This is a genomic window from Streptomyces sp. 3214.6 (assembly GCF_900129855.1).
In the GTDB taxonomy this organism is placed as follows: domain Bacteria; phylum Actinomycetota; class Actinomycetes; order Streptomycetales; family Streptomycetaceae; genus Streptomyces; species Streptomyces soliscabiei.
Genome location: NZ_LT670819.1, coordinates 6,527,365 through 6,553,261 on the forward strand (window position 1 = coordinate 6,527,365; position 25,897 = coordinate 6,553,261).

29 protein-coding genes are annotated in these 25,897 nt (G+C 68.2%); 17 read left to right on the forward strand and 12 right to left on the reverse strand.

Annotated features, from left to right (window positions below):
• Positions 1-18: 18 nt before the first annotated feature.
• A complete protein-coding gene (locus B5557_RS43940) occupies positions 19-489 on the forward strand; it encodes a hypothetical protein (protein WP_143688251.1) in 471 nt (156 codons plus the stop codon).
• A gap of 169 nt (positions 490-658) precedes the next feature.
• On the opposite strand, the gene B5557_RS29470 is transcribed toward B5557_RS43940, so the two are convergent.
• The 7 genes from B5557_RS29470 to B5557_RS29500 form a co-directional block, all read right to left on the reverse strand.
• Positions 659-1,963: a tyrosine-type recombinase/integrase gene (locus B5557_RS29470; protein WP_079662298.1), complete on the reverse strand. Its 1,305-nt coding sequence runs from the start codon at positions 1,961-1,963 to the stop codon at positions 659-661.
• Positions 1,963-2,190: a helix-turn-helix domain-containing protein gene (locus B5557_RS29475; RefSeq protein ID WP_079662299.1), complete on the reverse strand. Its 228-nt coding sequence runs from the start codon at positions 2,188-2,190 to the stop codon at positions 1,963-1,965. The genes B5557_RS29470 and B5557_RS29475 overlap by 1 nt, the downstream gene beginning before the upstream one ends.
• The gene (locus tag B5557_RS29480) at positions 2,187-3,635 is read right to left on the reverse strand and encodes a replication initiator (protein ID WP_079662300.1); all 1,449 of its coding nucleotides are present in this window, start codon (positions 3,633-3,635) and stop codon (positions 2,187-2,189) included. The genes B5557_RS29475 and B5557_RS29480 overlap by 4 nt, the downstream gene beginning before the upstream one ends.
• A gap of 152 nt (positions 3,636-3,787) precedes the next feature.
• Positions 3,788-4,549 carry a DUF2637 domain-containing protein gene (locus B5557_RS29485; protein WP_079662301.1) on the reverse strand — a complete coding sequence of 254 codons (762 nt, stop codon included), beginning with the start codon at positions 4,547-4,549 and terminating at the stop codon, positions 3,788-3,790.
• A gap of 37 nt (positions 4,550-4,586) precedes the next feature.
• A complete protein-coding gene (locus B5557_RS29490; protein ID WP_079662302.1) occupies positions 4,587-6,002 on the reverse strand; it encodes an FtsK/SpoIIIE domain-containing protein in 1,416 nt (471 codons plus the stop codon).
• Between the two features lies 1 nt (position 6,003).
• Entirely contained in the window at positions 6,004-6,186 is a 183-nt protein-coding gene (locus B5557_RS29495; RefSeq protein WP_079662303.1) for a hypothetical protein, read from the reverse strand.
• The gene (locus tag B5557_RS29500) at positions 6,183-6,536 is read right to left on the reverse strand and encodes an SCO3933 family regulatory protein (RefSeq protein ID WP_079662304.1); all 354 of its coding nucleotides are present in this window, start codon (positions 6,534-6,536) and stop codon (positions 6,183-6,185) included. Before B5557_RS29500 ends, B5557_RS29495 begins: the two co-directional genes overlap by 4 nt.
• Positions 6,537-6,706: 170 nt before the next feature.
• Here B5557_RS29500 and B5557_RS29505 point away from each other — a divergent pair, with 170 nt between their 5' ends.
• Entirely contained in the window at positions 6,707-7,573 is an 867-nt protein-coding gene (locus tag B5557_RS29505; protein ID WP_079665074.1) for a GntR family transcriptional regulator, read from the forward strand.
• Positions 7,574-8,173: 600 nt separating this feature from the next.
• Here the strand turns inward: B5557_RS29505 and B5557_RS29510 are convergent.
• Together B5557_RS29510 and B5557_RS29515 are read right to left on the reverse strand one after the other, a co-directional pair.
• Positions 8,174-8,419, reverse strand: coding sequence for a DUF7848 domain-containing protein (locus tag B5557_RS29510; protein ID WP_079662305.1), 246 nt, complete (start codon positions 8,417-8,419; stop codon positions 8,174-8,176).
• Positions 8,407-8,649, reverse strand: a complete 243-nt coding sequence (locus tag B5557_RS29515; protein ID WP_099938208.1) for a hypothetical protein — start codon at positions 8,647-8,649, stop codon at positions 8,407-8,409. The genes B5557_RS29510 and B5557_RS29515 overlap by 13 nt, the downstream gene beginning before the upstream one ends.
• 255 nt (positions 8,650-8,904) lie before the next feature.
• Here B5557_RS29515 and B5557_RS29520 point away from each other — a divergent pair, with 255 nt between their 5' ends.
• The 3 genes from B5557_RS29520 to B5557_RS43945 all read left to right on the forward strand — a co-directional run bounded on the left by B5557_RS29520 (position 8,905) and on the right by B5557_RS43945 (position 11,022).
• Complete coding sequence (locus B5557_RS29520) at positions 8,905-9,651, forward strand: helix-turn-helix domain-containing protein (RefSeq protein WP_079662307.1); 747 nt, start codon at positions 8,905-8,907, stop codon at positions 9,649-9,651.
• A gap of 2 nt (positions 9,652-9,653) precedes the next feature.
• On the forward strand, positions 9,654-10,124 hold the full coding sequence (locus B5557_RS29525) for an NUDIX domain-containing protein (RefSeq protein WP_079662308.1): 471 nt from the start codon (positions 9,654-9,656) through the stop codon (positions 10,122-10,124).
• 481 nt (positions 10,125-10,605) lie between these two features.
• Complete coding sequence (locus B5557_RS43945) at positions 10,606-11,022, forward strand: immunity protein Imm33 domain-containing protein (RefSeq protein WP_143688252.1); 417 nt, start codon at positions 10,606-10,608, stop codon at positions 11,020-11,022.
• Positions 11,023-11,051: 29 nt separating this feature from the next.
• On the opposite strand, the gene B5557_RS45375 is transcribed toward B5557_RS43945, so the two are convergent.
• A complete protein-coding gene (locus tag B5557_RS45375) occupies positions 11,052-11,576 on the reverse strand; it encodes a hypothetical protein (protein WP_231976070.1) in 525 nt (174 codons plus the stop codon).
• On the opposite strand from B5557_RS45375, the gene B5557_RS29535 reads away from it, so the two are divergent.
• A complete protein-coding gene (locus B5557_RS29535; RefSeq protein ID WP_079662310.1) occupies positions 11,569-12,003 on the forward strand; it encodes a DUF4259 domain-containing protein in 435 nt (144 codons plus the stop codon). The genes B5557_RS45375 and B5557_RS29535 overlap by 8 nt on opposite strands.
• A 577-nt stretch (positions 12,004-12,580) precedes the next feature.
• Entirely contained in the window at positions 12,581-12,877 is a 297-nt protein-coding gene (locus B5557_RS29540; RefSeq protein ID WP_197697264.1) for a PIN domain-containing protein, read from the forward strand.
• 306 nt (positions 12,878-13,183) lie between these two features.
• On the opposite strand, the gene B5557_RS29545 is transcribed toward B5557_RS29540, so the two are convergent.
• Positions 13,184-13,360 (reverse strand): DUF397 domain-containing protein, encoded by a 177-nt coding sequence (locus tag B5557_RS29545; protein ID WP_079662311.1) that lies wholly within the window; start codon positions 13,358-13,360, stop codon positions 13,184-13,186.
• A gap of 10 nt (positions 13,361-13,370) precedes the next feature.
• Entirely contained in the window at positions 13,371-14,222 is an 852-nt protein-coding gene (locus tag B5557_RS29550; protein WP_079662312.1) for a helix-turn-helix domain-containing protein, read from the reverse strand.
• Between the two features lie 243 nt (positions 14,223-14,465).
• On the opposite strand from B5557_RS29550, the gene B5557_RS29555 reads away from it, so the two are divergent.
• The 10 genes from B5557_RS29555 (at position 14,466) to B5557_RS29600 (ending at position 25,775) form a co-directional block, all read left to right on the forward strand.
• On the forward strand, positions 14,466-14,936 hold the full coding sequence (locus tag B5557_RS29555; protein ID WP_079662313.1) for an ATP-binding protein: 471 nt from the start codon (positions 14,466-14,468) through the stop codon (positions 14,934-14,936).
• Positions 14,937-14,941: 5 nt separating this feature from the next.
• Complete coding sequence (locus B5557_RS29560) at positions 14,942-15,529, forward strand: Uma2 family endonuclease (RefSeq protein ID WP_079665075.1); 588 nt, start codon at positions 14,942-14,944, stop codon at positions 15,527-15,529.
• Between the two features lie 206 nt (positions 15,530-15,735).
• A complete protein-coding gene (gene rplU, locus B5557_RS29565; protein ID WP_007381993.1) occupies positions 15,736-16,056 on the forward strand; it encodes a 50S ribosomal protein L21 in 321 nt (106 codons plus the stop codon).
• Between the two features lie 14 nt (positions 16,057-16,070).
• Complete coding sequence (gene rpmA, locus B5557_RS29570; RefSeq protein ID WP_010041940.1) at positions 16,071-16,325, forward strand: 50S ribosomal protein L27; 255 nt, start codon at positions 16,071-16,073, stop codon at positions 16,323-16,325.
• A gap of 155 nt (positions 16,326-16,480) precedes the next feature.
• Entirely contained in the window at positions 16,481-17,917 is a 1,437-nt protein-coding gene (gene obgE / locus B5557_RS29575) for a GTPase ObgE (protein WP_079662314.1), read from the forward strand.
• A gap of 645 nt (positions 17,918-18,562) precedes the next feature.
• Positions 18,563-20,062 (forward strand): bifunctional cytidylyltransferase/SDR family oxidoreductase, encoded by a 1,500-nt coding sequence (locus B5557_RS29580; protein ID WP_079662315.1) that lies wholly within the window; start codon positions 18,563-18,565, stop codon positions 20,060-20,062.
• A 209-nt stretch (positions 20,063-20,271) separates the two neighbouring features.
• A complete protein-coding gene (locus B5557_RS29585) occupies positions 20,272-22,335 on the forward strand; it encodes a hypothetical protein (protein ID WP_079662316.1) in 2,064 nt (687 codons plus the stop codon).
• Between the two features lie 186 nt (positions 22,336-22,521).
• Positions 22,522-23,751: a glycosyltransferase family 2 protein gene (locus B5557_RS29590; RefSeq protein WP_079662317.1), complete on the forward strand. Its 1,230-nt coding sequence runs from the start codon at positions 22,522-22,524 to the stop codon at positions 23,749-23,751.
• 156 nt (positions 23,752-23,907) lie between these two features.
• On the forward strand, positions 23,908-25,035 hold the full coding sequence (gene proB / locus B5557_RS29595) for a glutamate 5-kinase (RefSeq protein WP_079662318.1): 1,128 nt from the start codon (positions 23,908-23,910) through the stop codon (positions 25,033-25,035).
• Between the two features lie 155 nt (positions 25,036-25,190).
• A complete protein-coding gene (locus tag B5557_RS29600; protein ID WP_443031280.1) occupies positions 25,191-25,775 on the forward strand; it encodes a hypothetical protein in 585 nt (194 codons plus the stop codon).
• Positions 25,776-25,897 lie beyond the last annotated feature (122 nt).

The following is a 25,897-nucleotide window of genomic DNA, read 5'->3' on the forward strand; positions in this document are numbered from 1 at the left end:
GAAAGAGATGACCTGGGGATGGAGAAATGGCGTGCCTTGGTGGCAGCCGAACAAGAGGTCGCTCGATGTCGCGCCGAGGTGAACCAGTTGCCCTCGCGCGTGGACTTGCTGGCGAAGGCACTTTCAAGCAGTTCGGCGTGGGATCGGTCTTCCGCTCTGGATTTCCTCCACCTCTTCCCTGAGGACGTTCCGAAGCTGCTCGATCTGCTGGTTGACCTTTCCTTGTCGACTGGGTGGGCGCTGCCCGCCCGTGAGGCGATCCGGACAGCTCGGAAAGAAATTAATCCATCGAAATTCGCGCGGGTAGCGCTGGAGTGCCTATCTGACGGTGAAGTCGAAGACTATCTCAGGCTGGCTGACCTGCTGGCCGAGGTTGAAGCGTGGGAAGCTCTGAGTGCCGTGATCGGCAAAGCTGCCGAGAGTAGCGACGCTGAAATCCGGGAAGTTTCTCGCAGTTTCACTGAAAGTCACGGGGGCATGCTGCCTTGATTGGCGAGTAGCCTTCGTTGGTGAAAATGGGCCGAGTCCCGTGTTCGCCGAATTTCCGCCCTGCTGAAATTCGGGTCTATGACGGGTGTAGGTCTGCAAACCCGAAGCCCCGTCAGGTGCGTCCTGGCGGGGCTTCGGCACGTGGTGACGGCAGTAGTTGACGGCAACGTCAGCGGACGAGGGCGGCGCAGGGTGGCGGTTCGTCGCCGTCGGAGCGTGCCGTCTTGGTGTTCTCCGGGCTGCCGAGTGCGGTGCTGAGGGTGTCGATGGCGTCGTGCTGAAGTCGGAGCCTTACGTGGGCGTAGACGGTGGCGGTGACGCCGATGTGGGCGTGGCCGAGGAGTTCCTTGATCACGACGAGTTCGACGCCCTGTTCCAGGAGCAGGGTGGCGGTGGAGTGCCGCAGGTCGTGGAAGCGGATGCGGCGGAGGCCGGCCTTGCGGAGGAGCGCGATGAAGGTGCGGGTGAGGTTGGTTGGGTCGATCGGTCGGCCCTGCACCGTGGTGAACACGTGCCCGTCGTGCCGCGACGTGGTGCCTACGGCTTCCTGTTCGCGCTGCTGCTCATGGTGGAGCTTCAGCGACTGGACGCAGCGGGTGGGGAGAGCGATGCGGCGCTCGGACGCCCGCGTCTTGGTGGGCAGCGTTGTGAGCCCGCCTGCGGCGGTTCGCTGCAAGGTTCGGCGGATTGCGGCGGTGCCCGCGTCGAGGTCGAGGTCTTCCCAGCGCAGGCCGAGGAGTTCGCCCTTGCGGAGTCCGGTGTGGAGGGCGAGTTCGAACAGCGCGTGCAGCCGGTGGTCCTGGGCGGCGGTGAGGAACTGCCGGGCTTCTTCGGCGGTGAGGGGTTCGAAGCGTCGGGGGCGTCGGGTGCCGGTGCGGACGTTGCGGGCGACGTTGCGCGGGATCTCTTCCTCGCGGACGGCGTGTTCCAGGGCGGACTTGAGGACGGAGTGGATGTAGGTGAGCGTCAGCGGGGAGAGCAGCTTGTGGCAGCACTGGCCGGCGGCGCAGCAGCGGGGCTGGTCGCGCCGGGCGTCGATGCCGCGCGTGCAGCACTGGCAGGTGGTGCGGAGCTGGTTGAGCCAGGTTCGGACGTCCTTGGCGGTGAGTTTGGCCAGCTTCTTCTTGCCAAGGCCGGGGATGAGGTACCGGTGGACGCAGGCGGTGTAGCGGGTGTGGGTGTTCTCGCGGAGGTGGTGGACGGTGACGTTCTCCAGCCAGTACGTCAGGTACGCGGCCACGCTGCCCTGCGCGGAGGGGACGGGGAGGCCACGGTTGCTGGCGGCGATCTTCTCGGTGAGCTTGGCCAGGGCTTCCTTGCGGGTGGTGCCGTAGACGCGAACACGGCGGCGGGTGTTGCCGGGGGCGAGGACGTATCCGGCGGCTTCCCAGCGGCTGTCCTTGCGCTGGTAGACGGTGCCGTCGCCGTTGGCTCGGGTGCGGCGGGAGGCGGGGGTGTCTCGGGGTGTGGTCATCAGGCGGCGGCTTCCTGTTCGAGGCGGGTGCGAATGAAGTCGGTGAGGGCGTGGGCGGGGATGCGGCGGGCGCGGCCGAGGGTGATTGAGGCGAGCTGGCGGGTGCGGAGCAGGTCGTAGACGGCGGAGCGGCCGAGCTGGAGGCGGGCCATGACCTGGGGCACGGTCAGCAGCTCTTCCGGCGTATTCAGTCCCCGCCGGGGTGGGGCGGGTTCCTGTGCGTTCATCCGCAGCCCCCTTCGGCGATGAACCGGCGTTCCAGTTCCCGGCGATGCCAGACGTGGGCCGCGAGGAGCGCGCCGCCGGGGCTGTAGCCCGAGCCCTGGTAGGCCCAGTGGCCGACGACGAGGGTGGTGTCCGGGTCCGGCTCGGGCAGGCCGGCGTGGGCGCGGGCCTGTTCGGTGCGCCAGGCGCGGCGGGCGGCGCGCAGCGCGCCCAGGGTGGTCGAGTAGGCGCGGGACTTGGTGGAGAAGTGGCCTCGGAAGCCGAGCATGTGAGCCCACTTCCAGAGCTTGAGATCGGCGAACTCCGGCAGCTTGCCCAGCTCCCAGCAAGTGCGGATCATCTGCCGCACGTGCCGAGCGACAGCGAGCCGGGGCAACGGCCGGGCCTGTCCGGTGCCGTCGCAGACGGCGCACGGGAGCGAGGTTCCGTTAGGGAGGACGGTGGCACCGCGCCCCTGGCAGGGACGGCAGAACAGGGCACGATCGAGGGTGCCGGAGGCATCGGCGGACTTGGTGGCGTACTTCGCCACGTAGGCGGCCACGGCCTGGTCGGTGAATTCGGCGTCGGTGCCGAAGGCCGTAATCTGGCGTACGTCGAGCTGTTCGCCCCAGGAGAGTTCGCGTTCCCCGACCGCGTCCGACTCGACCCTGACGCGGACCCGCGCGGCGGCGGCGCGGACGGCGTCGGTGAGCACGGCGACGGCGGCGTACGGCGGCGGGGGCTGGCTGCTGCCGTTCGGGCCGTCGAGCCGGATGACGGCGTGGAAGTGGACCAGGCCACGCTGCTGGTACTCGGCGACCTTGGCGAAGGAGACCCGCAGGACCGCGTGGGCGGCCTTCTGGGTCATGCCGAGCCGGGCGGCGATCTCCCGGCGCAGGTAGGTGGTGAAGCGGGCCCACAACGCTCCGGCGTGGGCGTTGAAGAGGACCGCGCCCGCGTAGTCGTACGTTGCCGGGTTCAGCGGCGTCCCGAGCAGCGGGTCCGTGGGGCCGTGGAGCTTGCGGCATCGGCAGGGCCGGACGTCGCCGCCCGGGGTGGTGGGGCGGTTGTGGACGGGGCCGAAGGACGGCGGGGTGAGGGTGACGAAGACGCGGGGGTGGGTGCGGACGGCATCGGGCACGGTCTTGCCGCCGGAGAGGCCGGCGCGGATGAGGTGGTAGGTGTCCGCGGCGTAGGTGCGGGAGCAGGCCGGGCAGCGGGAGGCGCGTCGGTTGCCGCACGCGGTGAGCAGGCTGCCCGTGGGCTCGTCGGATGTGGCGTAGGAGCGCAGTACCTCGCCGGTCGTGGTGTCGACGGTGGTGGTGTGGCCGGTCAGGCGCACGGGTTCGGTGCAGCCGCCGAGGTGTTCGATCTGCTGCTGTGCGCGGTCGAAGTCGGGGTGGTTGACGAGGTGGAGCAGGTCCCGCACGGCGGGGCTTGCCACGTGGCGCAGGTCCAGGGTGACCATTCGGGGCGTGTCCCTTCTGTCGGGTGTGTGGCCCCGAGCAGTAACCGGCCGTGGATATGGGCGTGTTGGTGCTGCTCGGGGCATGGCGAGCCAGGCCCATCGGGTGGGCGTGGGGTTCAGGGAGAGGAGTTCCGGCCGGTGGCCGGGGTGGCTCAGAGCTGAGCGAGGGCGGCGGTGGCCACCGGCAGGGCGACGCCCATGCGGGTTGCAAGCTGGGCGGCGGTGACCGGCGCTCCGTGCTCGGCTTGGTGGGTGTCCGCGATGCGCCGCGCCGCACTCAGCAGTGCGGCGGGCAGGGCCGGGCGGGAGCCGGTGGCAGGCGTCTTGGCGAGGGCCGGGGCGGGCGCGGGGTCGGGCACCTCGATCACGGCAGGCACCTCGGCCCGTGGCAGCGCAGGTGTCGCGGCGGGGACCGGCTCAGGGGCCGGGGACGCCGTCTCGGGAGCGGGCGCGGAGGTGGGCACCGGCTCAGCGATGGGCGCGGGGGTATCTGTGTTGGCGTCCTCCAGGTGTGCGGCGGTGTGGAAGTGGGCGAGGAAGGCAGGGCCGACGTGGCCCCAGCCCAGGAGCAGGAGCGGGGCGACGGTATCCAGACAGGCCCGGCCGTAGCGTCCGGTCAGCAGTGGCTCGGCGGTGTTCAGCGCGAGGGTGAGCAGCCCGCACAGGTGCAGCAGCCGGGTGCTGGCTTTCAGGTCGTGCCCGGGGACGCCGCGCAGGGCCAGGAAGCGCAGCGCGACCAGGAGCCCGACGACGGACAGGTCCACCATGGGCGCGATCAGCGGCGCAATCGGGCGCGGGACGCCCAGCCGCAGGGCCAGCGCCCAGACGTTGCCGAAGGAGAAGACGAAGGCCAGGGCCGCGATGACCGCCATGACCACGGTCACGATGCGCCGGGTGAACCGTTCCTCCGCCATGCGCGGAACCTCCTCTCAAGGCGTGGAGTCAGGGCATTCAGGGCTTGGACAGGCTGACGGCCGGACCGTCCAGCCCGTCGTCGCCGGGGTTCGTGTGGCCGGTGGTGTCGAGGAGGGCGTCCAGGCACAGGGCGGGGTCGGCGGTCAGGTGGGAGGTGGCTTCCGCGATATGGGCAGCGTCGGCGTCGGAGACGTACGGGGTGCGGATGCGGGTGTAGCCGGGGCGGCCCTGCATCGCCATCACCGCGACCCCGACATAGGCGGGGTCCTGCAAGGTGACCGGGCTGGCGTCGGGCCAGTTGCGGATGTCGTCACCGAGTGCGGCCACCGCGGCTTCCACCGTCTTCTGCGCGAACGACAGCCCGACCGGACACACGTCGCGGATGAAGGTCGGGATGGCATCCCCGGTGGTCTTCTGGCTGATCAGGATCACCAGGATGCCGACGCTGCGGCCCTTCTTGACCAGGTCCTCCACCAGCCGGGCGTTCTCCGCCGTCAGTGCGGCCAGACGTTTCGTCTCGGCGTCGCTGCCCTTGTACTCGCGGAAGAACGTGTGCGCCTCATCGATGAGGACCACGGTGAGCGGCCACAGCCGCGAGGGGCCGACGTGCCACATGTTTTTCACGCCCAGCACGTCACGGATCACCGACGACCGCCGCCGACGCAGCGCCACCAGGCGCTTGAACAGCGCGTTCGCCTCGTCCAGGTCGTCACCGCAGAACGCGAACATCCGCTTGACCAGATCCGCGTAGTCGCCCTCTGAGGCCCGCGACACCTTCCCGTCGAAGCCCACGAACTGCACGGCCGCCGACGGCGCGAGGTCACAGACGAACTTGTTCACCGCCGAGGTCTTGCCCGCACCCGGGGTGCCGGCCACGGTTACCCCGGGCACGTTCGCCAAGGACACGCACACCGGCGCCGCATACTCGTCCACCCCCAACTCCCACCGCGACACCTCCTCCAGCGGGCGGCCGGTGGGACGGTGCTCGGTCGGCGTGGTCAACGGGTCGGAGCGCACGCCACGGATCACCACGCGACCGGGCCCGTCCGGCAGGACCGAGACCCGCGTGCACCGCCAGGCGTCGGCCAGGAACCGCGCCGCCTTCTGGTACTCCTCCAACCCCACCTGAGGCAGCGTCCTGGCCCGCACGATCACACCGAACCGGTCCGGCTTCACCTTGATCCTGGGAGTCAGCACCCGAGGGGCCAGCGCGGGGCCGTCCTTCTGCGCGGTGATCTGCGCGAGCAGACCCGGTGTCTTGTCGGTGACCGTCAGCCCGGCCATCCGAGCCAGGCGCACCCAGCCCCAGCGCACCCAAACGGCCTGCCGCATACTGACCCGCGTGCCCCGGTCGGCCCGCACGTAGCGGATCACGACCAGCAGCAGCGTCACACTGACCAGCATGGCCGCGACCAGCAGCGCATCCGGTCCGTAATCCGTCACGGCTTCCATGTCAGTCCCCCTCGGTCTCGGATATCAGGCGGAGGACGTCGGCCAAGTCCAGCCCGGCCGCGTCCGCCGGGGTTAGGCCGAGCACCGCGCCGGAGGTGGCGAACGTCGCCTTGCTCTCAGTGCCCGGCAGAGGCAGCAGCACAAGCAGCTCCCGCTGCGGACCCCGGTTGTCGAGGCCGGTCACTGGGCCGCCTCCGCCGTGACCAGCTCCAGGCGGGCGGCGCGGTAGGCGACGCCGTCGGAGAGCTGACCGTTGAAGATCCGCGCCCACGGGGTGGCGATCAGCTCCACAGGCCGGACCATCACGCCCGGCTTCAGTCCACCCGCGAGGCCCGTCTCCGGGACCGTGATCTTCAGGACCTCGGCCCGGCCGTCCTCCATGAGCATCACGGTCACGGTGTACAGCGACGCGCCGGTCTCCCGGTCGGTGGCGACCTCCCCGGTCTGCTGGTCCTTGATCTTCAGTACCGGCTCGGTGCCCGCGATGCACACCGCCGACGGCAGCAGAGCAACACGGATTCGAGACATGGCCATGCCATCACATCCTCGTCGTTCGAGATGGAGCCGCTTGATCGACTCGACACGACCATAACCGCACGCCCGCTACACCCGCAACACTCGATTCGTATCGATACACCTACGCGTCTCGGACGCAGGGGTGGCCGGGTATGCCGTGGGTGCTGGTCCGCCGCTACCCTCGTGTCATGACGCTGCCCCTGGACCAGGACCCCCGGCCGCCGTACGTGCAGGCCGCCGACGTCCTACGCGCCGCCATCCGTGACGGCGAGCTGCGTCCGGGCGAGCGACTGCCCTCCGCACGCGAGCTGCAACGGCGCTTCGGAATCGCGAGTTCGACAGTCCAGAACGCCCTGCGCCTGCTCAAAGAGGAGGGGCTGATCTACTCCGTCCTGGGGCGGGGCAGCTACGTGCGCGCCCACGACGGCGAGCCCGAGCCAGAAGGGGAAGAGGCCGCCGCCAGTGAGTCTGACCCCGCATACGTCGGACTCGGTGACCTTCGGCGGGGATGGCAGGTGGCACCCACCGACGACCCCCGCCCCCCCTACGTGCAGACCGCGGACGCACTCCGCCAGCAGATCCAGGACGGCCGGCTCGTACCAGGAGCCAAGCTCCCCTCCGCCCGCGAGCTGCAACAGCAGTTCGGCATCGCCAACTCCACCGCGCAGAACGCCCTGCGGCTACTCAAGGACGAGGGGCTGATCTACTCGGTCCAGGGCCGGGGCGTGTTCGTCCGCCAGCTCAGCCCGCACGACCAGTTCCTCAAGCGCTACCACGAGATGCTTGACAAGTCTGCGGCCCAGCGCCGCGCGGACGAAGAGGCCGTACGCCTCAGCGGCAAGACCGACGATGAAGTCGCCGCCGAACTGGAGGCCGCCGAGGAACGCTTCGCGAAGGCCAGCGTCGAATTCGAAGCCGCCACAGCCCACCGCGACGCGATGCGAGCCGTCATGGAGCAACGCAAGCGCCTCAGCGGCGACTGCACCCCCGAGGAGAAGGCCGCCAAGGCCCAACTCCTGCGCGACAGACTTGCCGAAGGCCGACGCCGACGCTGACCCCGAACCACGCCACGGCGTAGCAGCAAGGGGTTGACTTCCGGAGAGCTGTTCAAAGTTTCTTTACTTGATCAAGGGCGTCCCGCTGACGCGGACCGCCGCGCGCCGGCGGCCGGTGGCCGCCGCCCGCTCCTGTCTGCCGCCCCGCTGGCGACGGCCTCCGACCACTCGGCGCGCAGAGCCCGGGAGCATAGGCCGGACTGCCAACCGAAAGCCCCGCTGTCCGACCGCTCAGCAGCCGACCGGCCGGGCATCCGAGAGGCCGTCCGGCACGCTCGTACCGTGCGGCGTCAGTATCCCGGCGGTGCTGTCGTCCGGAACGCCAGTCGTGGTGCCTGGCTGGGGCCGTGACGATGGAGATAACTGGGCTGATGCCGGTGCGGGGTTGAGCGAGACACACGTGACGGGTGATCGGGCGGCATGCCCGCCATCGTGGCTGACTTTCTGGGGCTGAGGCCAGAACCTCACGGTCATGGGCGCGGCGCGCACGTGAAGGCCCGTCCCCGCCGAGGCTGACGAGGACGGGGGAGCCTCAATCAGTTACGCCCGGTAGGGACGGGAGTCGGGTGGGGCAGCGCGGTACCCGGGCGAGCAGGGTGGTCAGGTCTGCCGCCAGGCTCGCCAGGGCCGGGTGATGATCTCCCGGTAGGTGTGGTGGGACGGGTTCTGGCCGCAGTGCCGCAGCACCCAGTTCTGCGGTTCGGTGAAGTCCTCGCTTGCCGGGGACGTCTCGCCGTCCACGGCACACTGCATCGCGTACAGGACCGGCTCCGCGTCCGGCTCGCAGTCAGGCTGGAGAGTCCAGCTCTCGTAACGGAGGACCGAGCGAGGGGTCACCGTCCCCACCTCCGGTTGGCCACGGCCACCTTGGCGCTCAGCTCCTCGGACGGGGTCGGTGGACGTACGTCCTCGGGCGGCACGTCCCACTCCCGGCCACCGCGTGGCGGCCGGAGCTGCACGTACGGCCCGACATGCCCCATCACCACGCCCACCTTGCCGTTCCGCCGGTCGACCGCCACGGCGCCCACACTGGGCGAGGGGGTGCACTGGACCGCGTCAGAATTGCGGTCCGTCATCGTGACCACCCCGGCAAGGCGGTCCGCGACCGGGCATCCAGTCGCAGGGCGGGAACATAAGGGGTGGCGTACTTTCGCACGTAGACGCTCCTCAGCGGCGTGAATCCGTGCCCCTGGGCCTGTCGGTGCCGCAGGGTCGGCACCGATCCTCACGCCGGTCGCCAGGACGAAGGAACCTCCACCAAACCCCACTCCGGGACGTCCCGCACCATGTAGAACGTCCCTAGTGCCGTCCTGAGACGAAGGGGGAGACTCATGCCGAACGAAAGACTACGAGCCGTCATGTCGGCGGGAGGCTGGACGTACGCCGCCCTAGCTCAGGAAGTCGAGGTCGACCCCAAGTCGGTCGAGCGCTGGGTGAACCGCGGGCGCACGCCACGCCGGACCACAGCCCTCCAGGCGGCCCGAGCCCTGGGAGAAGACGTGCACGCACTCTGGCCGGCGCTCCGCCAGGCCCGCCCCGCCCGCGCCATCAGCCCCGAACTGGTCGCGCTCTACGAGCAGCGGGCCGACATCCCCGCCTCGACGTTCACCGACCTGATGGCCCAGGCCCGGGAGCGGATCGACATTCTCGTGTACGCGGCCGTCTTCCTCCACGAGGCGTACCCTCGGCTGAACGAACTCCTCACCGAACGCGCCGCCGAAGGCTGCACCGTCCGCATCGCGATCGGGGACGCCGCCAGCGACAACGTCCAAGCCCGCGGCCAGGAGGAGCGGTTCGGCCACGGCATCGAATCCCGCTGCCGTCTCGCCCTCATGCACTACAGGCCGCTCACCGGCAGCCCCGGCATCGAGGTCCGCACCCACGGCACCACTCTCTACAACTCCCTCTACCGCGCCGACGACCAGCAACTCGTCAACGCCCATGTCTGGGGCGTCAACGCGTACGCCGCCCCCGTGTGGCATCTTCGGCGACATGAGACAGGCGGCATGTTCGATACCTATGCCGAGAGCTTCGACGCGGTGTGGGCGACGGCGACGCCCGTACGAGAGGAAGGCTGATCGTGGCCCGCACCGAGTACTACGACGACCCGAACGCCCCCAAGCCGAACAGCATGGTCGTCGCCGCCTCCGCCGTCGTCACCGACGACCACGGCCGCATCCTCCTCCAGCGCCGCCGCGACAACGACCTGTGGGCGCTACCCGGCGGAGGCATGGACCTCACCGACTCCCTGCCAGGCACGGCCGTCCGCGAAGTCAAAGAAGAGACCGGCCTGGACGTCGAGATCACCGGCCTGGTCGGCACCTACACCGACCCGAAACACATCATCGCCTACACCGACGGCGAGGTCCGCCGCCAGTTCAACGTCTGCTTCACCGCCCGCATCACCGGCGGCCAGCTGGCAATCTCCGACGAGTCCACCGAGCTCCGGTTCGTACCGCCCGAAGAGATCGAGCAACTGCCGATGCACCACACCCAACAGCTCAGGCTCCAGCACTTCCTGGAACAGCGCGAGAAGCCGTACCTGGGCTGAACCGGCTGACGGCAGTAGCTGACGGCAACAACCCCGCACAACCACGGACCCCCACGCACGTTACCGGACCAGCAAATCGCGCTTGACCTGCATAAAAGCAGGTACAGGCGTCCGCGTAGCACACGTACTATGTGCTGGCGGGCGCTACGCCCGTCCTCGTCCACAACGTGAACAGGCGGTATGGCTGTGGTGTTGGCGGAGACGGCGACTCCTACTTTGGCAACGGCACGCCAGGACCCTACGAACGCCCGCCGGGAACGCCTACCGCTGAGCAGCGCGCGTCCGTTCAAGGAAAGCCGTGTGTGACGTGTGGCGAGATGGACGACGTGATGGTTGCCGACCACAAAGTGCCACTCGTGACGGAATGGTTCAATCGCTTTAAGATCAACATGACGCGGGCGAGATCGGTTGACGCAGTTCAACCTCAGTGCAGGGCATCTTCCGGAGCGCAAGGTGGAAAATTTTCACATCTCGCGAGGAAATGGGCGAGGGCATGGGGATTCGAAGATTGATCGGATTGGGGCAGCGTCCGGACGATGCCGAGCGCGCCATGATCGACAGGCAGCGAAAGCTGTGCTTGCGAGTCAAGGCGTCTTACTTGAGCGTCGGAAATGTGGAAAAAATCGGCGTCTCCAAAGGGGTTCTAGAAGATCCCCAATGGCCCATCCATGGGGTCAGAGTAAAGCCGGAACGAGGAACTTGCGGATGGTATATCTGGACTGGTAAACACGACCCAGACGACCCCGACTTTTTTGCGCCGGTGCATGCTAAGCATCTATTCGAGGTGCGTCCGGATATATGCGACTATCTCGGAATGTCACCTGGATGGCGCTTCTTGATCGCACCGAATCATGAAGACATCTGGTTTGATCAAGACGCACTGAAGTCCGATCATTAGCTAGCCGTTGGGCTCGGAATATTGATTCATCACACCGTGCACAGCTGACTACCTTGAAGCCCCGTCAGGTATTTCCTGTCGGGGCTTCTGAGTGAAGCGGGCCCGTGAGCTAGGCAGACTCGTCCACGACCGGCACGCGACGCCGGGGTGTGCTGGCGGGCGAGACACCCGTCTTGGTTTACAACTGCAATAAGAACCAGGGTGTGTACATCTTCAACGACCTGACCAAGCCGGGGAACGTGTACGTCGGGAAGACCAAGAATTTCGATACGCGCCTGGATCAGCACATACGTCTTGGGCGACTCAATGACAAGAGCGATGCAATATGTGTTCATGTCTGCGGTGATGACGCTGCGCTCCGAATTCGGGAACACATATTCAAGGATCAGTTTCAGAAGATGGGTATCAAGCTCAGTAGTGGCATCGAGGGGTACGGAAGGAATCTCTACAATGATCGAACATTCCGTACCACTCAACTGGAACTCCCATTCGATCAGTGAGGTGCCCTTGTGTTCGTCGATGGAAGCCGGGAACGGGAGTAGGTAGATGGGCAAGTGGGGCTACAAGCCGTTCGAGAATGACACGGCCGCTGATTTTTCTGGCGATCTTGACGAGGCGCCCGAGTCGGAGCGCCTTGAGCTGCTGCGGGCTGCCCTGTCTGCTGTGGCTGCGAGTGATGGCCATGTCGACGCCGGTCGCGCGGAAGTCGCTATCGCGGCCGCTGCGGTTGTTGCTCGCGATTTTCCTGACGGGGAACAGTTTCAATCCGCGGTGTGTGGTCCAACGCAGAGCATTCCCCCTGTGCCATCAGATTTTGTGACACTGGCAGCTAGGGCCGTCGATCGCCTGCTCGATGGGGATAACGACTTGAGCGATGACTGGAGTGGAGAGGTAGAAGGAGAGCGCTGGAACGGCACTTTGCGGTGCCTGAGCAGAGTCCTATCCGGTGAGCAGACGGATTCGCCGGAAAAGCTCTGGTAGTGCTGCAGTTTTAGTGCCGTGATCTTTCCGCGAGTCAGCAAAGGGATCGCGTTCTCAACAGCGAAAATGAAGCCCCGTCAGGTGCGTCCTGGCGGGGTTTCTACGTGGGGTGACGCTGCGGCAACGTCAGCGGACGACGGCTGAGGCGGGTGGGTCTCCGGCACCTGCGAGGATCCGCGCGCGCACGTTCGGAGATCGCTCCGTGGGGTGAAGCCCGGTGTCAGCGCGGGTCGGCCCCCGTATGCTGGCCTCGGTAGCCGCATACCGTCCTGTGGAGGTCTCGATGAGCACGCCCGACGCGGAGTACTCCGGCTATCCACCGCTTCGGCCCCGCGTTTCGGTCGAGGAGCTGCTGGCCGCGAAGAACACCCAGCCGCGCCGCCGGCACCTTCGAGTCGGACGAGGAACTGGGGGAGTTCCTGGCCTTCACGTACGCCGAGCGCCACCGCGACGTGGCCTGAGCCGCCGCCGTGCAACCCGTCATCCTTGACACCGACGTCGCCTCGCTGTCCCACAAGCGCAAGCTCGCCGGCCCGCTCGCCACCAGGCTGATCGGCCGTAAGCCGCTGATCACTTCGTGACCTTCGGCGAACTGACCAAGTGGACCGAGATCCGCCACTGGGGTGCCCGCAGCCGCCAGGAGCTCGCCGACCGGCTCTCCGGCATCCCGATCCTGCCCGGCGACGAAGCCGTCGCCGCGACCTGGGGCCGCCTGTCAGCCGCGGGCATCCAGCGCGGACGCCCACGCCCGATCAACGACATGTGGATCGCGGCCTGTGCCCTCACCTACGACCTGCCGCTGGCCACGCTCAACCTCAAGGACTACGAGGACTTCCGAGCCCACCACGGTCTGCGCATCCTCGGCGCGGAGTAGCCGCTCGCCACTGGCGTAGTCGGACCCGGCTCCCGGAACTGCGGGGAGACTTTCCGCCGGCCAATGAGTGAGGAGTATTTCTCCGCACTCGAAGAAACCGGTCGGCTCTCGCACACTGGCGAGACATTCACCTCCCCGACACATACCTGGACTATGGGGAGAGCCTGGCAGTTAAGGCCATTCGAGGGCTGGGATCCATTCCCGGCCCCGAGGCAGAACTGGCGCTAACACAGCTGCTCGATTCGGCCGAGGACGTGCTGAGGGAGCGGGCTTCCCAGCAGCTAAAGCGCCGTGCACGGTCACATTTCAGCGGTGACGCAGGCTGGTTATCAGGGCTCCGAGTTGGTGCGGGCCAGTGGTGACGATGGTTTCCGGTTCGTCGCTTTCGCGGAGGAGGATCGTTCCGGTGGGAGTGGTAGCGACGTAGACGCAGGAGGAGGCCTCCTCGCTGTATGTGGATTTCTGCCAGTTGAGTTCGGTCATGGCTTGGCCTTCAGGTGTCTTGGGCGATGCGGTGGATGAGGTCGCGGGAGGGGGCGGGTTCCAGGGTGGCCTGCTCCATGCGGTCCAGGATGAGTCGGTACTTGGCCAACTGTGCGACGGAGTCGATGAGTTCGCTGCCATGGGCCGCGTCGAGCTGGGCGGTGTCGAGGGCGGGGACCGGCCCGTGCGCGTAGTCCAGGCCGTGGCCGACGGTAGGGAAGGCCGTGCCGTCGAACGGGATCACCCGGACTGCGACGTGGGGCTGTTCGCTCATCTTCATGACGTGGTCCAGCTGGGCGCGTGCCACTTCGTGGCCGCCGAAGCCCATACGCAGGGCGGCTTCGTGGATGATCGCCGTGTACTGCGGAGGCCGGTTCCGGTGGAGGATTGCCTGGCGCTTGATGCGGTGGGAGATGCGGTACTCGATCTCATGTGGGCGTAGAGCCGGAACCACCTGGCGGAACAAGGCGCGGGCGTGCTCCGGCGTCTGGAGCAGGCCGGGGATGTTGATGACCTGGGCGACGCGTAGAGCGACGGCGTGATGCTCCATCTCCGCGACGTCCAGGAAGCGGGGTGGCAGCGTGTCCCGGTACTCCTCCCACCAGCCGCGTTCACGGTGCGTCGCCATGACTACGAGCGCGTCGACGAGGGCTTCGTCGGTGCAGTCGTAGTTGTGGGCGAGCGTGCGGATGCGCTGCTCGCTGAGCCCGAAGCGACCTGTCTCGATGTTGCTGATGCGTGCCTGGTTGGCACCGATCATCTCGCCGGCCGCGCGGGCGGTGAGGCCCGCCTGCTCGCGGAGCTTGCGCAGTTCGGCACCCAGGCGGAGTTGGCGTGCCGTGGGTGTCTGCCGTGGCGGCATGCTTCCGCTCCCTTGCCTTGCGATGTACGAGTCACCCACACGAGTGGAACGTCGGATACATCCGAAGATTCCGTAGGAACCATTCTACGAACCCCGATACGGTGAGTTCCGAGCCGCTCACCCGGCCCCGCCGATAACCCGGAAGCGCACCGCGCCGCACATCACGTGCATGTGCGGCACTGCCACCGACCGGTCGGGCCGGACCGTCGAGTGAGCCAACTTCCCCCACCGCAGGAGGCGTTCATGGTCACCGTATCCCCGTCGGAGTGCGAAGCGGTTCCAACCTGGGCGTACACACTTCAACTGCCCCATGACCCACGGGCCGCCCGGATCGCCCGCGTCACGCTCAGAGCCGTTCTCGCCGGACACGGCATGCGCCAACTACAGGACTCCGCCGAACTGTTGGCCACGGAGCTCGTCACCAACGCCTACCGGCACTCCGCAGGTCCAGCCGCCCTTCGCCTTCGCGGCCTCGGCGGCAGTCGGCTCCGCGTGAGTGTCTGGGACGCCAACCCGCACATCCCGCCTCCCTTCGACAAGCGGTCCGGGTCCCGACGTCTTCCCGTTCCGGCGGGCGCTGACGCCGAAGGCGGGCGCGGGCTCTTTCTCGTATGCCATTACGCCGAGACGTGGGGTGGGTATCCGCTCGGCGGCGGCCTCTCCGGGGGTGGTGGGAAGCTTCTGTGGTGCGAGGTGGGTGGAGGATCGTGGTGACCAGCATGTCCATGCACCCCCGGGGCATCGGCGTCCCGCCGAGCGGATCCTTCGGGGACGTGCTCCGGATCGTCGAGGAACTGGACACGCCGGCCGGATACAAGGCCGAGCTCATCCGCGGGAAGATCGTCCTGTCGCCGGGGCCGAAACTGCGCTACATGAAGGTCATCAAGTCGCTGCGGCTCCAGCTGGGGCCGCAAGCCCCCGAGGGGCACTACGCGGACGCGGCTCCGATTCTCTTCGCTTTCCCCGGCTCCGAGCGGGCATACGGGCCTGACCTGCACGTCGCCGACGAATCCGCCTTCGACGCCGAAGGCAGGCACGCCGACGGTGCCGCCCTCTCCCTCGCCGCCGAGCTGACGTCCGACCCTACCGAGGACGTCGACTGGATCGACAGGATGGAGACATACGGGCGGGTCGTCCCGGTTTACCTGCTGCTCGATATGTGGGCCGGGGAGATCGACGTCCTCTGGGATCCGTCTCCCAAGGGGTACCGGTCCCGGACCAACGTTCCCTTCGGGCGGCCCGTGCGTATCCCGGCGTCGTTCGACTTCGAGCTCGACACGTCCGGGTTCGCCGTAGGCCAGGTGTAGGTGAGGGGAGTGGCCCCGGCCCGGTTTGACCCCCGGAGAGACGGCCCGTAGCCTTGACCCTCGGCGTGTCGATTGACGTGCCACATCCCCGTAAACCTTTTCCTCCTGGTTGCCGGTACCTCGGTGGTCGGGAGAGGCCGTCCGTGTTCGTTCCCGGGTGGCTGGACTTCGGGGGTGCCGTCCCAGAGCGAGAGAGTGAGATCAGCGTGTACGCCATCGTGCGCAGCGGTGGTCGCCAGCACAAGGTTGCTGTCGGCGACATCGTTGAGGTTGACAAGATTTCCACTGCCAAGGTTGGCGACACGGTCGAGCTCTCGACCCTGCTCGTTGTCGACGGCGACGCTGTGACCAGCGACCCGTGGGTGCTGGCCGGCATCAAGGTCCAGGCCGAGGTCGTGGACCACCACAAGGGCGTCAAGATCGACATCCTTCGCTACAAGAACAAGACCGGCTACCGCCGTCGTCAGGGCCACCGCCAGCAGTACACGGCGATCAAGGTCACTGAGATCCCCGCGGCTGCGAAGTAAGGGACTGAGGAGACATGGCACACAAGAAGGGCGCATCGTCCACCCGGAACGGTCGCGACTCCAATGCCCAGCGGCTCGGCGTGAAGCGCTTCGGCGGTCAGGTCGTCAACGCGGGTGAGATCCTGGTCCGCCAGCGCGGCACGCACTTCCACCCCGGCGCGGGCGTCGGCCGTGGCGGCGACGACACGCTGTTCGCCCTGCAGGCCGGTTCGGTGCAGTTCGGCACCCACCGTGGCCGCAAGGTCGTGAACATCGTCCCGGTTGCCTGAATCAGCTGCATCACCTGATTCACGGCTTGACCGAACGTTTCGCGAGGCGGACCTCACTTCCCTTGTGGGAAGGCGGGTCCGCCTTTCGCGTGTTAGAGCAGTAGACAGAGCATTAGCTCGACCTTGACGTTTTCGTAGTGCTGGAGGCACCCACCATGACCACCTTCGTGGACCGCGTCGAACTGCACGTCGCCGCGGGTAACGGGGGCCACGGCTGTGCCTCCGTCCACCGTGAGAAGTTCAAGCCGCTCGGCGGCCCCGACGGGGGCAATGGCGGCCGCGGCGGCGATGTGATCCTGGTCGTCGACCAGTCGGTCACCACGCTCCTCGACTACCACCACAAGCCGCACCGCAGCGCCACCAACGGCAAGCCCGGCGAGGGCGGCAACCGCTCCGGAAAGGACGGCCAGGACTTGGTCCTGCCGGTCCCGGACGGCACGGTGATCCAGGACAAGGCCGGCAACGTGCTCGCCGACCTGGTCGGCCACGGGACGTCCTACGTCGCAGCCCAAGGTGGTCGCGGCGGCCTCGGCAACGCCGCCCTCGCCTCGGCCCGCCGCAAGGCGCCCGGCTTCGCGCTGCTCGGCGAGCCCGGCGATTTCCACGACATCGTCCTGGAGTTGAAGACGGTCGCCGACGTGGCCCTCGTCGGCTACCCGAGCGCGGGCAAGTCGTCGCTGATCTCCGTCCTGTCCGCCGCCAAGCCGAAGATCGCGGACTACCCGTTCACGACCCTCGTCCCGAACCTGGGCGTGGTGACGGCGGGCGAGACCGTGTACACCATCGCCGACGTGCCGGGCCTCATCCCGGGCGCCAGCCAGGGCAAGGGTCTGGGCCTGGAGTTCCTGCGCCACGTCGAGCGGTGCAGTGTGCTGGTGCACGTGCTCGACACGGCCACGCTCGAATCCGAGCGCGACCCGCTCTCCGACCTCGACATCATCGAGGAGGAGCTCAAGCAGTACGGCGGCCTCGGCAACCGTCCGCGGCTCGTGGTCCTCAACAAGATCGACGTGCCGGACGGCAAGGACCTCGCGGAGATGGTGCGACCGGAGCTGGAGGATCGCGGGTACCGCGTCTTCGAGGTGTCCGCGGTGGCCCACATGGGGCTGAAGGAGCTGTCCTTCGCCCTCGCCGAGATGGTGGGCACGGCGCGCGCGGCCAAGCCGAAGGAGGAGGCGACCCGGATCGTCATCCGTCCCAAGGCGGTCGACGACACCGGCTTCACCGTCAGCCTGGAGGAGGACGGTCTGTTCCGCGTCCGGGGCGAGAAGCCCGAACGCTGGGTTCGCCAGACCGACTTCAACAACGACGAGGCCGTCGGCTACCTCGCCGACCGGCTCAACCGCCTCGGTGTCGAGGACGCGCTGATGAAGGCGGGTGCCCGCGGCGGCGACGGCGTCGCCATCGGTCCCGAGGACAACGCGGTCGTCTTCGACTGGGAGCCGTCCGTGACGGCCGGCGCCGAGATGCTCGGCCGCCGCGGTGAGGACCACCGTTTCGAGGCCCCGCGCCCCGCGACCCAGCGCCGCCGGGACAAGCAGGCCGAACGCGACGAGGCGGCCCAGGAGTTCGAGGGCTTCGAGCCCTTCTAGCCCTTCGAGCCCTTCTAGCCCTTTAGCGCTCTTCCCTTCCCCCCTCACCCTTCCCCCTCACCTGTCGGACCCGTTGCGGCCAGCCCCGCGACGGGTCCCTCTTTGTTCGGTCACTTGTCATGCACGCGAATCCTGAATCGGGCCAATGGCAACCCCGTAAAGTCCGCCTCGCGGAACGTGTGGAATTCCGCGGTAATGGCCGACCCCTCATATGAAGAACACGTGTAGTCCGACCTCACGGGACGTGAAGATCTCGGATCGCGCCCGAGGCGGCCGCCGACGGCCTGCATGGGGCGCCGGCAGCGATGACGGCGACGACGGCTGCGGCGGCGCTGACACCCCTCCACAGACGTTAGAGTCAGCCTCGTCACCGCCGCTGTCACTGCCGTCGTCACCGCCGCTGTCACTGCCGTCATTCTCGTCACTCTCGGCAATGGGTTATGCCTTGTGGAGTTACTCACAGGATTTCCGGGAGGCTTCCAGGGGGCTTCCACGGGAAGCCGCGTCGACGGCTTAGCAATGGCCGACGGTGGAAGGTGAATGCCAGGTTGCGAGCATATTTGCAGCGAACGACGCTCACCTTGCATCGCGGTAACCGAAAGTGGGACGCTTTCACCGTCCCTGTCGTCCCAAGGTAGGTCCTCTGTGTCCCAGCGCATAGCCAAGCCCCGTACCACCGCAGTGATCCTGGCCGGTGGCACCGGTCAGCGGGTGGGTCTGTCGATCCCCAAGCAGCTGCTGAAGATCGCCGGCAAGGCCGTCATCGAACACACCTTGACCACCTTTGAGAAGGCCGACTCGGTCGACGACATCATCGTGCTGATGGCGCCGGGCTATGTGCCCGACGTCGAGAAGATCGTGTCCAAGGCCGGGTTCGAGAAGGTCCGGGCGATCATCGAGGGCGGCTCCACGCGCAACGAGACCACCGAGCGCGCCATCGCCGCCCTGGGTGAGGGACTGGCCGACGGCGAGGACCTCAACGTCCTCTTCCACGACGCCGTACGCCCCCTGCTCTCGCGGCGCGTCATCGACGACTGCGTGGCGGCCCTGGAGCGTTACCAGGCCGTCGACGTCGCCATCCCGTCCGCGGACACCATCATCGTCACACGCACGCACGGCGAGGACGGCGAGTTCATCACGGAGATCCCGGACCGCTCCCGGCTGCGCCGCGGCCAGACCCCGCAGGCGTTCAAGCTGTCCACCATCCGCCGGGCGTACGAGGTGGCGGCGGGCGACCCCAACTTCCAGGCCACGGACGACTGCACGGTCGTCCTGCGCTACCTGCCCGACGTGCCGATCCACGTCGTGGCGGGCGACGAGTACAACATGAAGGTGACCCAGCCCGTCGACGTGTTCATCGCCGACAAGCTGTTCCAACTGGCCTCCTCGGCCGCCCCCGAGCAGATGGGCGAGGAGGTCTACCGCGAGCTCCTCACGGACAAGACCGTGGTCGTCTTCGGCGGTTCGTACGGCATCGGCAAGGACATCGCCGAACTCGCCGGGTCCTACGGCGCCAAGGTCTACGCCCTGGGCCGCTCCACCACCGGCACACACGTGGAGAACCCGGAGGAGGTCGACGACGCCCTGTCCAAGGCGTACAGCGAGACGGGGCGTATCGACTACGTCGTCAACACCGCGGGCGTGCTCCGCATCGGCAAGCTGGCCGAGACCGACAACGCGACCATCGAGGAAGCGCTGAAGGTCAACTACCTGGCACCGGTGCAGATCGCACGTTCAGCTTACAAGTACCTGGCGGAGACGAAGGGCCAGTTGCTGCTGTACACCTCCAGCAGCTACACCCGCGGCCGTGCCGAGTACAGCCTCTACTCCTCGACCAAGGCCGCGATGGTGAACCTCACCCAGGCCCTGTCCGACGAGTGGGCGGGTGACGGCATCCGGGTGAACTGCGTCAACCCGGAGCGTACGGCGACACCCATGCGCACCAAGGCCTTCGGCCAGGAGCCCGCGGGCAGCCTGCTCTCCTCCGAGGCGGTCGCCCGCACCTCCCTCGACGTGCTGCTTTCCGAGCTCACCGGCCATGTCATCGACGTCCGTCAGCAGGACCCGACGGCAGCCGCGGGCAAGGCCTCCGGCTTCGAGCAGGCCCTGGCCGGCGTCCTGGACCGACAGGACGGCGTGGCATAATCAAGCGTAAATAGCCAGTGAATTTTCAGGCCTCTGTGGCTCCCTGTTTACGGAGAATTCACAGAGGCCTGAACCCGTAAAGCTTTCGAAACACCCGAAAAACCTCCGAAACCTTCACAAAGGATTTTCCGGACTTTTTAGGCACCTATGACCGGCCCCCTCCCAGAGCAGGTTTCTCCGTGATATCCACCGCTATTCGCGTAGCCCGGGTGGGCTCCGCGGCCGAACTGGCCGCGGCGGTCCTCATGATGCTGGGCTACCCCGGCCTCATGGCGGCCGCGCTCGTCCCGAGCGCCCCCGCCTTCGCCGCCGCGGCCGCCGTGACGTACCTGGCGGACCTCTACCTCCACCGCAAGGGCAGCCGCCTCATCGGCCTGCTGTCCAAGGTGCGGGCCGGTCTGTCCACCCGGTTCCTGGTCCGCGAGCTGCTGCTGATCCTGCTGCTGGCGAGACTGGACCTCTCCCAGGAGCCGGTCTTCTACGCGGCGATCGCGTGCTTCACGGTGTTCTTCGGTCTTCAGGCCCCGCAGGGCGCGCTGGTCACCCTGATCGGTAAGCGCCGTCAGATGCCGGTCGCGACCAGGAACGTCGACATGGCCTCCCGGCTGCGCATACCGGACGCCCCGCCGCGTCTCCTGCTGCGCCGCGCCACCGTGAAGATGCTCCACCTCGACCTCGCGGCCGTCGTGGGCCTGCTCGTCTGCGCGCTCACCGACTCGGTGCGCCCGGGCTACGCCGGCATCGCCGTCACGCTCGGCCTGGGCACGCTGTACGTCCTCGCCCTGGTGCCGCACCTGCGCGGGCGACGGCTCCCGCCGAGGGCCCCCAAGGTCCTGGCCGCGGTCAGCGCCTGGCTGCGCGAGTACCGCCCGGAGACGGTGCTGTACTTCTCCGGCTCCGACGACTCCGCCTACCAGGTCAACATGTGGCTGGAGACCATGGAGCAGATGGAGGCCCGGCCGCTGATCCTCCTGCGGGAGCGCACCATCCTGGAGAAGATGGCGCCCACCTCCGTGCCGGTCATCTGCGTGCCCGGCGGGATCCATCTGATGAACCTCGACCTGTCCATGGTGCGGGTCGCGCTGTACTGCGCGAACGTCGGCAAGAACATCCACCTGCTGCGCGTGCCGACCATGAAGCACGTGTTCATCGGCCACGGCGACAGCGACAAGGCCGCCAGCGTCAACCCGTTCACCAAGGCCTACGACGAGGTGTGGGTCGCGGGCCGCGCAGGCCGCGACCGGTACGCCATCGCCGACGTCGGCATCCGCGACGAGGACGTCGTCGAGGTCGGCCGCCCGCAGCTCGCGCCGATCGCGGCCGGGCAGGACGCTCCCCCGAGGGACCGGATCCCCACGGTTCTCTACGCGCCCACCTGGGAGGGCTGGGACGACAACCCGGGGAACACCTCGCTCATCCTGGCCGGCGAGAACATCGTCAAGAAGCTGATCGCGGCGGAGCCCCCGGTCCGCGTCCTGTACAAGCCGCACCCGTTCACGGGCAACCGCAGCGCCAAGGCGGCCGCCGCGCACCGGCGGATCACCGCCCTGATCAAGAAAGCGGCCGCCGAGCGCGCGGCCGACTCCCGCTTCACCGCGGACCCGGCCTCACAGGCGAAGGCCAAGGCCGAGCTGACCCGCCTCAAGGCCCGCCTGGACGGCCTTTCGCTGGCCTTCGACGAGCGCGCCGACGAGGCCGTGACCAGCCGTGACGGCATTGTCGACGTCCGCAAGCACGAGGAGGCCGCCCGGCTGCGCGCCGAGTGGAACGAGACCTACTGGCGCTCCTTCCCCTCCTTCGAGCACCGGGTGATCACCGGCGCGGGACCCCGGCTGTACGACTGTTTCAACGCCTCCGAGGCGATGGTCTCCGACATCTCCAGCGTGGTCTCCGACTTCATCGCGAGCGGCAAGCCGTATGCGGTGACGGACTCCGCGGAGCTGGGCGCGGAGGAGTTCCGGCGGCAGAACACCGCGGTGCGTGCGGCGGTGCTCCTCAGCAACAGCGCCGCCGAGCTGGACCAGCTGCTGGACGCGGTGCGCGACCCGGGGGCCGATCCGCTGGCCAAGGACCGCAAGGAACTCAAGGAGTACCTGCTCGGCACCGACGAGCCCACGTCCCTCGAACGGTTCGACACCGCGCTCACCGACCTGGCGCTGAAGGCCGAGGCACGCAACGTCGGCCAGGAGTCCCACGGCGCGGTGCTGATGGATCCGCTGGACGGCCCGCCGGACGACGAGGCGGAACTGCCCAAGGGTGTGACGGCCGTCTGACGCCCGCCTGACGGACGTGTGCTGAGGCCGGGCCCCTCGGAGGGATAATCTCCGAGGGGCCCGGCCTTTCGTGCATCCTGTGAAATGGAACACGTGGGGAAACCGAGGCAACCCTCTCTGTTCATCCATCGTCTACCGGATGTCCAGAGGTTCATTGGGGGGACAGTTGCGTGGTGAGAGGGAACAGTGACCGTTGCGCAGCCTGACGTCACCGTGGTCATCGGGGCGTACGAAGCGATGCCGTACCTGGTCGAATGCCTGGCATCGGTCGAGGCACAGACGCTGGACCCGGCCCGCATCGAGGTCATAGCCGTGGACGACGGCTCCCGGGACGGCACCGGGGAGTACCTGGAGGAGTTCGCCGCCCGCGCCCCCATGGCCGTCACCGTGATCCGGCAGGAGAACTCCGGCGGCCCCAGCGGCCCGCGCAATGTCGGCCTCGGCAAGGCCACCGGTCGCTATGTGTTCTTCCTCGACGCCGACGACAGGCTCGGCGCCGAGGCCCTGGAGCGCATGGTCGCCATGGCCGACGCCAACGGCACGGACGTCGTCCTCGGCAAGATCCAAGGCGTCAACCGCAACGCGGCCAAGTCGATGTTCGGCAAGAACGTCGGGCGTACGGACGTGTTCTCCTCCAACATCAAGTTCACGCTGAGCGCGCAGAAGCTGTTCCGCCGCGAGCTGCTGACCCGGCACGACATGCGCTTCGACGAGTCCCTGTGGACGGGCGAGGACGCCCTGTTCACCATGGAGGCCTATCTGCGGGCCGACGGCATCTCCGTGGTCGCCGACTACACCTGCTACTACCTGGTGGGCCGCACCGACGGCAAGCAGGTGACGAAGACCGGGAGCTACACGCTGCGCTTCGACTCCGCGCGCGCCCTGATGGGCCTGCTGGAGCGCCTGGTTCCGCCCGGCGCCAAGCGTGATGTGCTCATGGTCCGTCCGTTCCTGGTCACCGTGCTGCCGCAGTTCGGGCCCATCTTCCTGAAGAACGACGAGGAGATCCGGCGCACCAAGCTGGAGCTGGCCAAGCCGCTGATGGACGCCTACTGGAACGAGGGCGTGGCCCAACGCCTCAACGTCCATGAGCGGCTGCGCCTGGAGCTGGTCGCCCGGCAGCGCGCCGACCTCCTCGTGGACGTCCTCGAGTTCATGCAGGCCAAGACCGAGCCGACGCCGGTGCTGAAGAAGCGCAACACCCAGCTCTATCTGGCCTACCCGCACTACGGCTCCGCCGAGGCCGGCATCCCCGACCGCGTCTACCTCGCCGAACCCCGCGAGGCCAAGGCGTACCCGGGCTGGCGCAAGGACCCCACCGAAGCCTTCCTGCGAGGCTTCACCCGCAAGGTCCGCCGAAGGCTCAGCAGACTCCGCCGGCGCACGGTCAGACCGGGGGGACCCGCGGCGGCGTGAGGAAGCGATACGACCTTATTGCCGTACGCGAAGCGTGAGTGGGCGGTCATCGCTCCGCCACTGTCCGCGAAGTGAAACCCGCGCGCGGCCTGCGCCCCTGTTCGCGTAGATTGCCTGGCGGGTAGCCGTGGACCTACGCGAGGGGCGAAGAACAAGGTGGCAGGGGCAAGGCAGGCCGTGGGCGAGGCCCGCAGGATCGTCGTCAAGGTCGGCTCCTCGTCGCTGACCACCGCCTCCGGCGGCCTCGACGCCGACCGGGTCGACGCGCTCGTCGACGTCCTCGCCAAGAGCCGCAGCGGGGGAGAGAAGGAGATCGTCCTCGTCTCCTCCGGCGCCATCGCCGCCGGCCTCGCCCCGCTGGGCCTGCGCCGCCGCCCCAAGGACCTCGCCCGCCAGCAGGCCGCCGCGAGCGTCGGCCAGGGCCTGCTCGTGGGCCGCTACAACGCCTCCTTCGCCCGCTACGGCGTCCGCGTCGGCCAGGTGCTGCTGACCAGCGACGACATGAGCCGGCGCGCCCACCACCGCAACGCCTCCCGCACCCTGGACAAGCTGCTCGCGATGGGTGCGTTCCCGATCGTGAACGAGAACGACACCGTCGCCACCGACGAGATCCGCTTCGGGGACAACGACCGGCTCGCCGCCCTCGTCGCCCACCTCGTCCACGCCGACCTGCTCGTCCTGCTCTCCGACGTCGACGGTGTCTACGACGGCGACCCCAGCAAGCCCGGCACCTCGCGGATCGCCGAGGTGCGCGGCCCCGCGGATCTCGCGCACGTCGACATCGGCAGCGCCGGCAAGGCGGGCGTCGGCACCGGCGGCATGGTGACCAAGGTCGAGGCCGCCCGGATCGCGGCCGCCGCAGGCATCCCCGTGGTCCTCACCAGCGCCGTCCACGCGGCCGACGCCTTCACCGGCGGCGACACCGGCACCTACTTCCACCCCACCGGCAAACGCTCGGCGGACCGGCTGCTGTGGCTTCAGCACGCGTCCACCCCGCAGGGGTCGCTGACCCTGGACGACGGGGCAGTGCGGGCGGTCGTCGAGCGGCGCACCTCGCTGCTGCCGGCCGGGATCGCGGCCGTCGAGGGCGAGTTCAGCGCCGGCGACCCCGTCGAACTGCGCGACACCGCCGGGCGCGCGGTGGCCCGCGGCCTCGTCAACTTCGACGCCAAGGAGATCCCCCAGTTGATCGGCCGGTCGACCCGGGATCTGGCGCGGGAGCTCGGCGCGGAGTACGAACGCGAGGTCGTCCACCGGGACGACCTGGTGATCCTGCACCCGTAAACCGCTCGAACGGTCCGTACCGGTGGGGGACGTTCCGTGAAACCGCCCCACGAAGGCGTGCGGCCTGCTCAACTTTGTGTCAGGGACAGGCTGCGGGAGTCCGGCGGGCGACCGCGGCACACATTCCGCACGAGCGCTGCGTAAAGGAGGCCGTCGTGAGACGAGTGCGCCCTGGGGTGGCAGCGACCCGTGGGAGTACCGGCGAAACCGGATCGACGTCGTCCGTGTCGTCGGCGTCCTCGGCGTCGTCCTCGCGTACGGCCGGGTCGGCGTCGTCACGCGCGGCGGGTTCGTCGTCGCGGGCGCCCGGCGAGGAGCGCGCCCTGACCAGTGTGGCGGCCGGTGAGCGGTACCGGGCCCAGGAGGCCGCCGAGGCGAAGGGCGAGCAGCCCGTGGAGGTCGCCCGGCTGTGGCACGTCACCCTCAGCGTGTCCGGCGAGGAAGCCCCGGTGAAGGAGGTCCGGCGCGCCCTCGAACAGCTCGCCCACGACCACCCCTTCCTCCTGACCAGCAGATATGCGGGCGATCACGCCGAGATCCGGTACTGGGAGGAGGCCCGCGACCTGCATGACGCGGCCGCCGTCGCCCTGCGACTGTGGGGGGAGCACCGCCAGACGGCGGGGCTGCCGCCCTGGGAGATCGTCGGCCTGGAGGTCATCGACCGCCAGACCTACCACCAGCGCATCGCGGAAGGCTACGGCCCGGCACCGGCGACCCCCGTCGGGGTTCACCCCTATTGACACCGTTCGCGAGTGCGTCGCGGGGCGGGCGCGCTCGGGGGACACCTCGGGGAACGCCTCAGGGGTGGCCAGGCCCGCCTCGGGGGTGCCCCAGGTTCGCCTCAGGGATGTCTCGCGGGGTG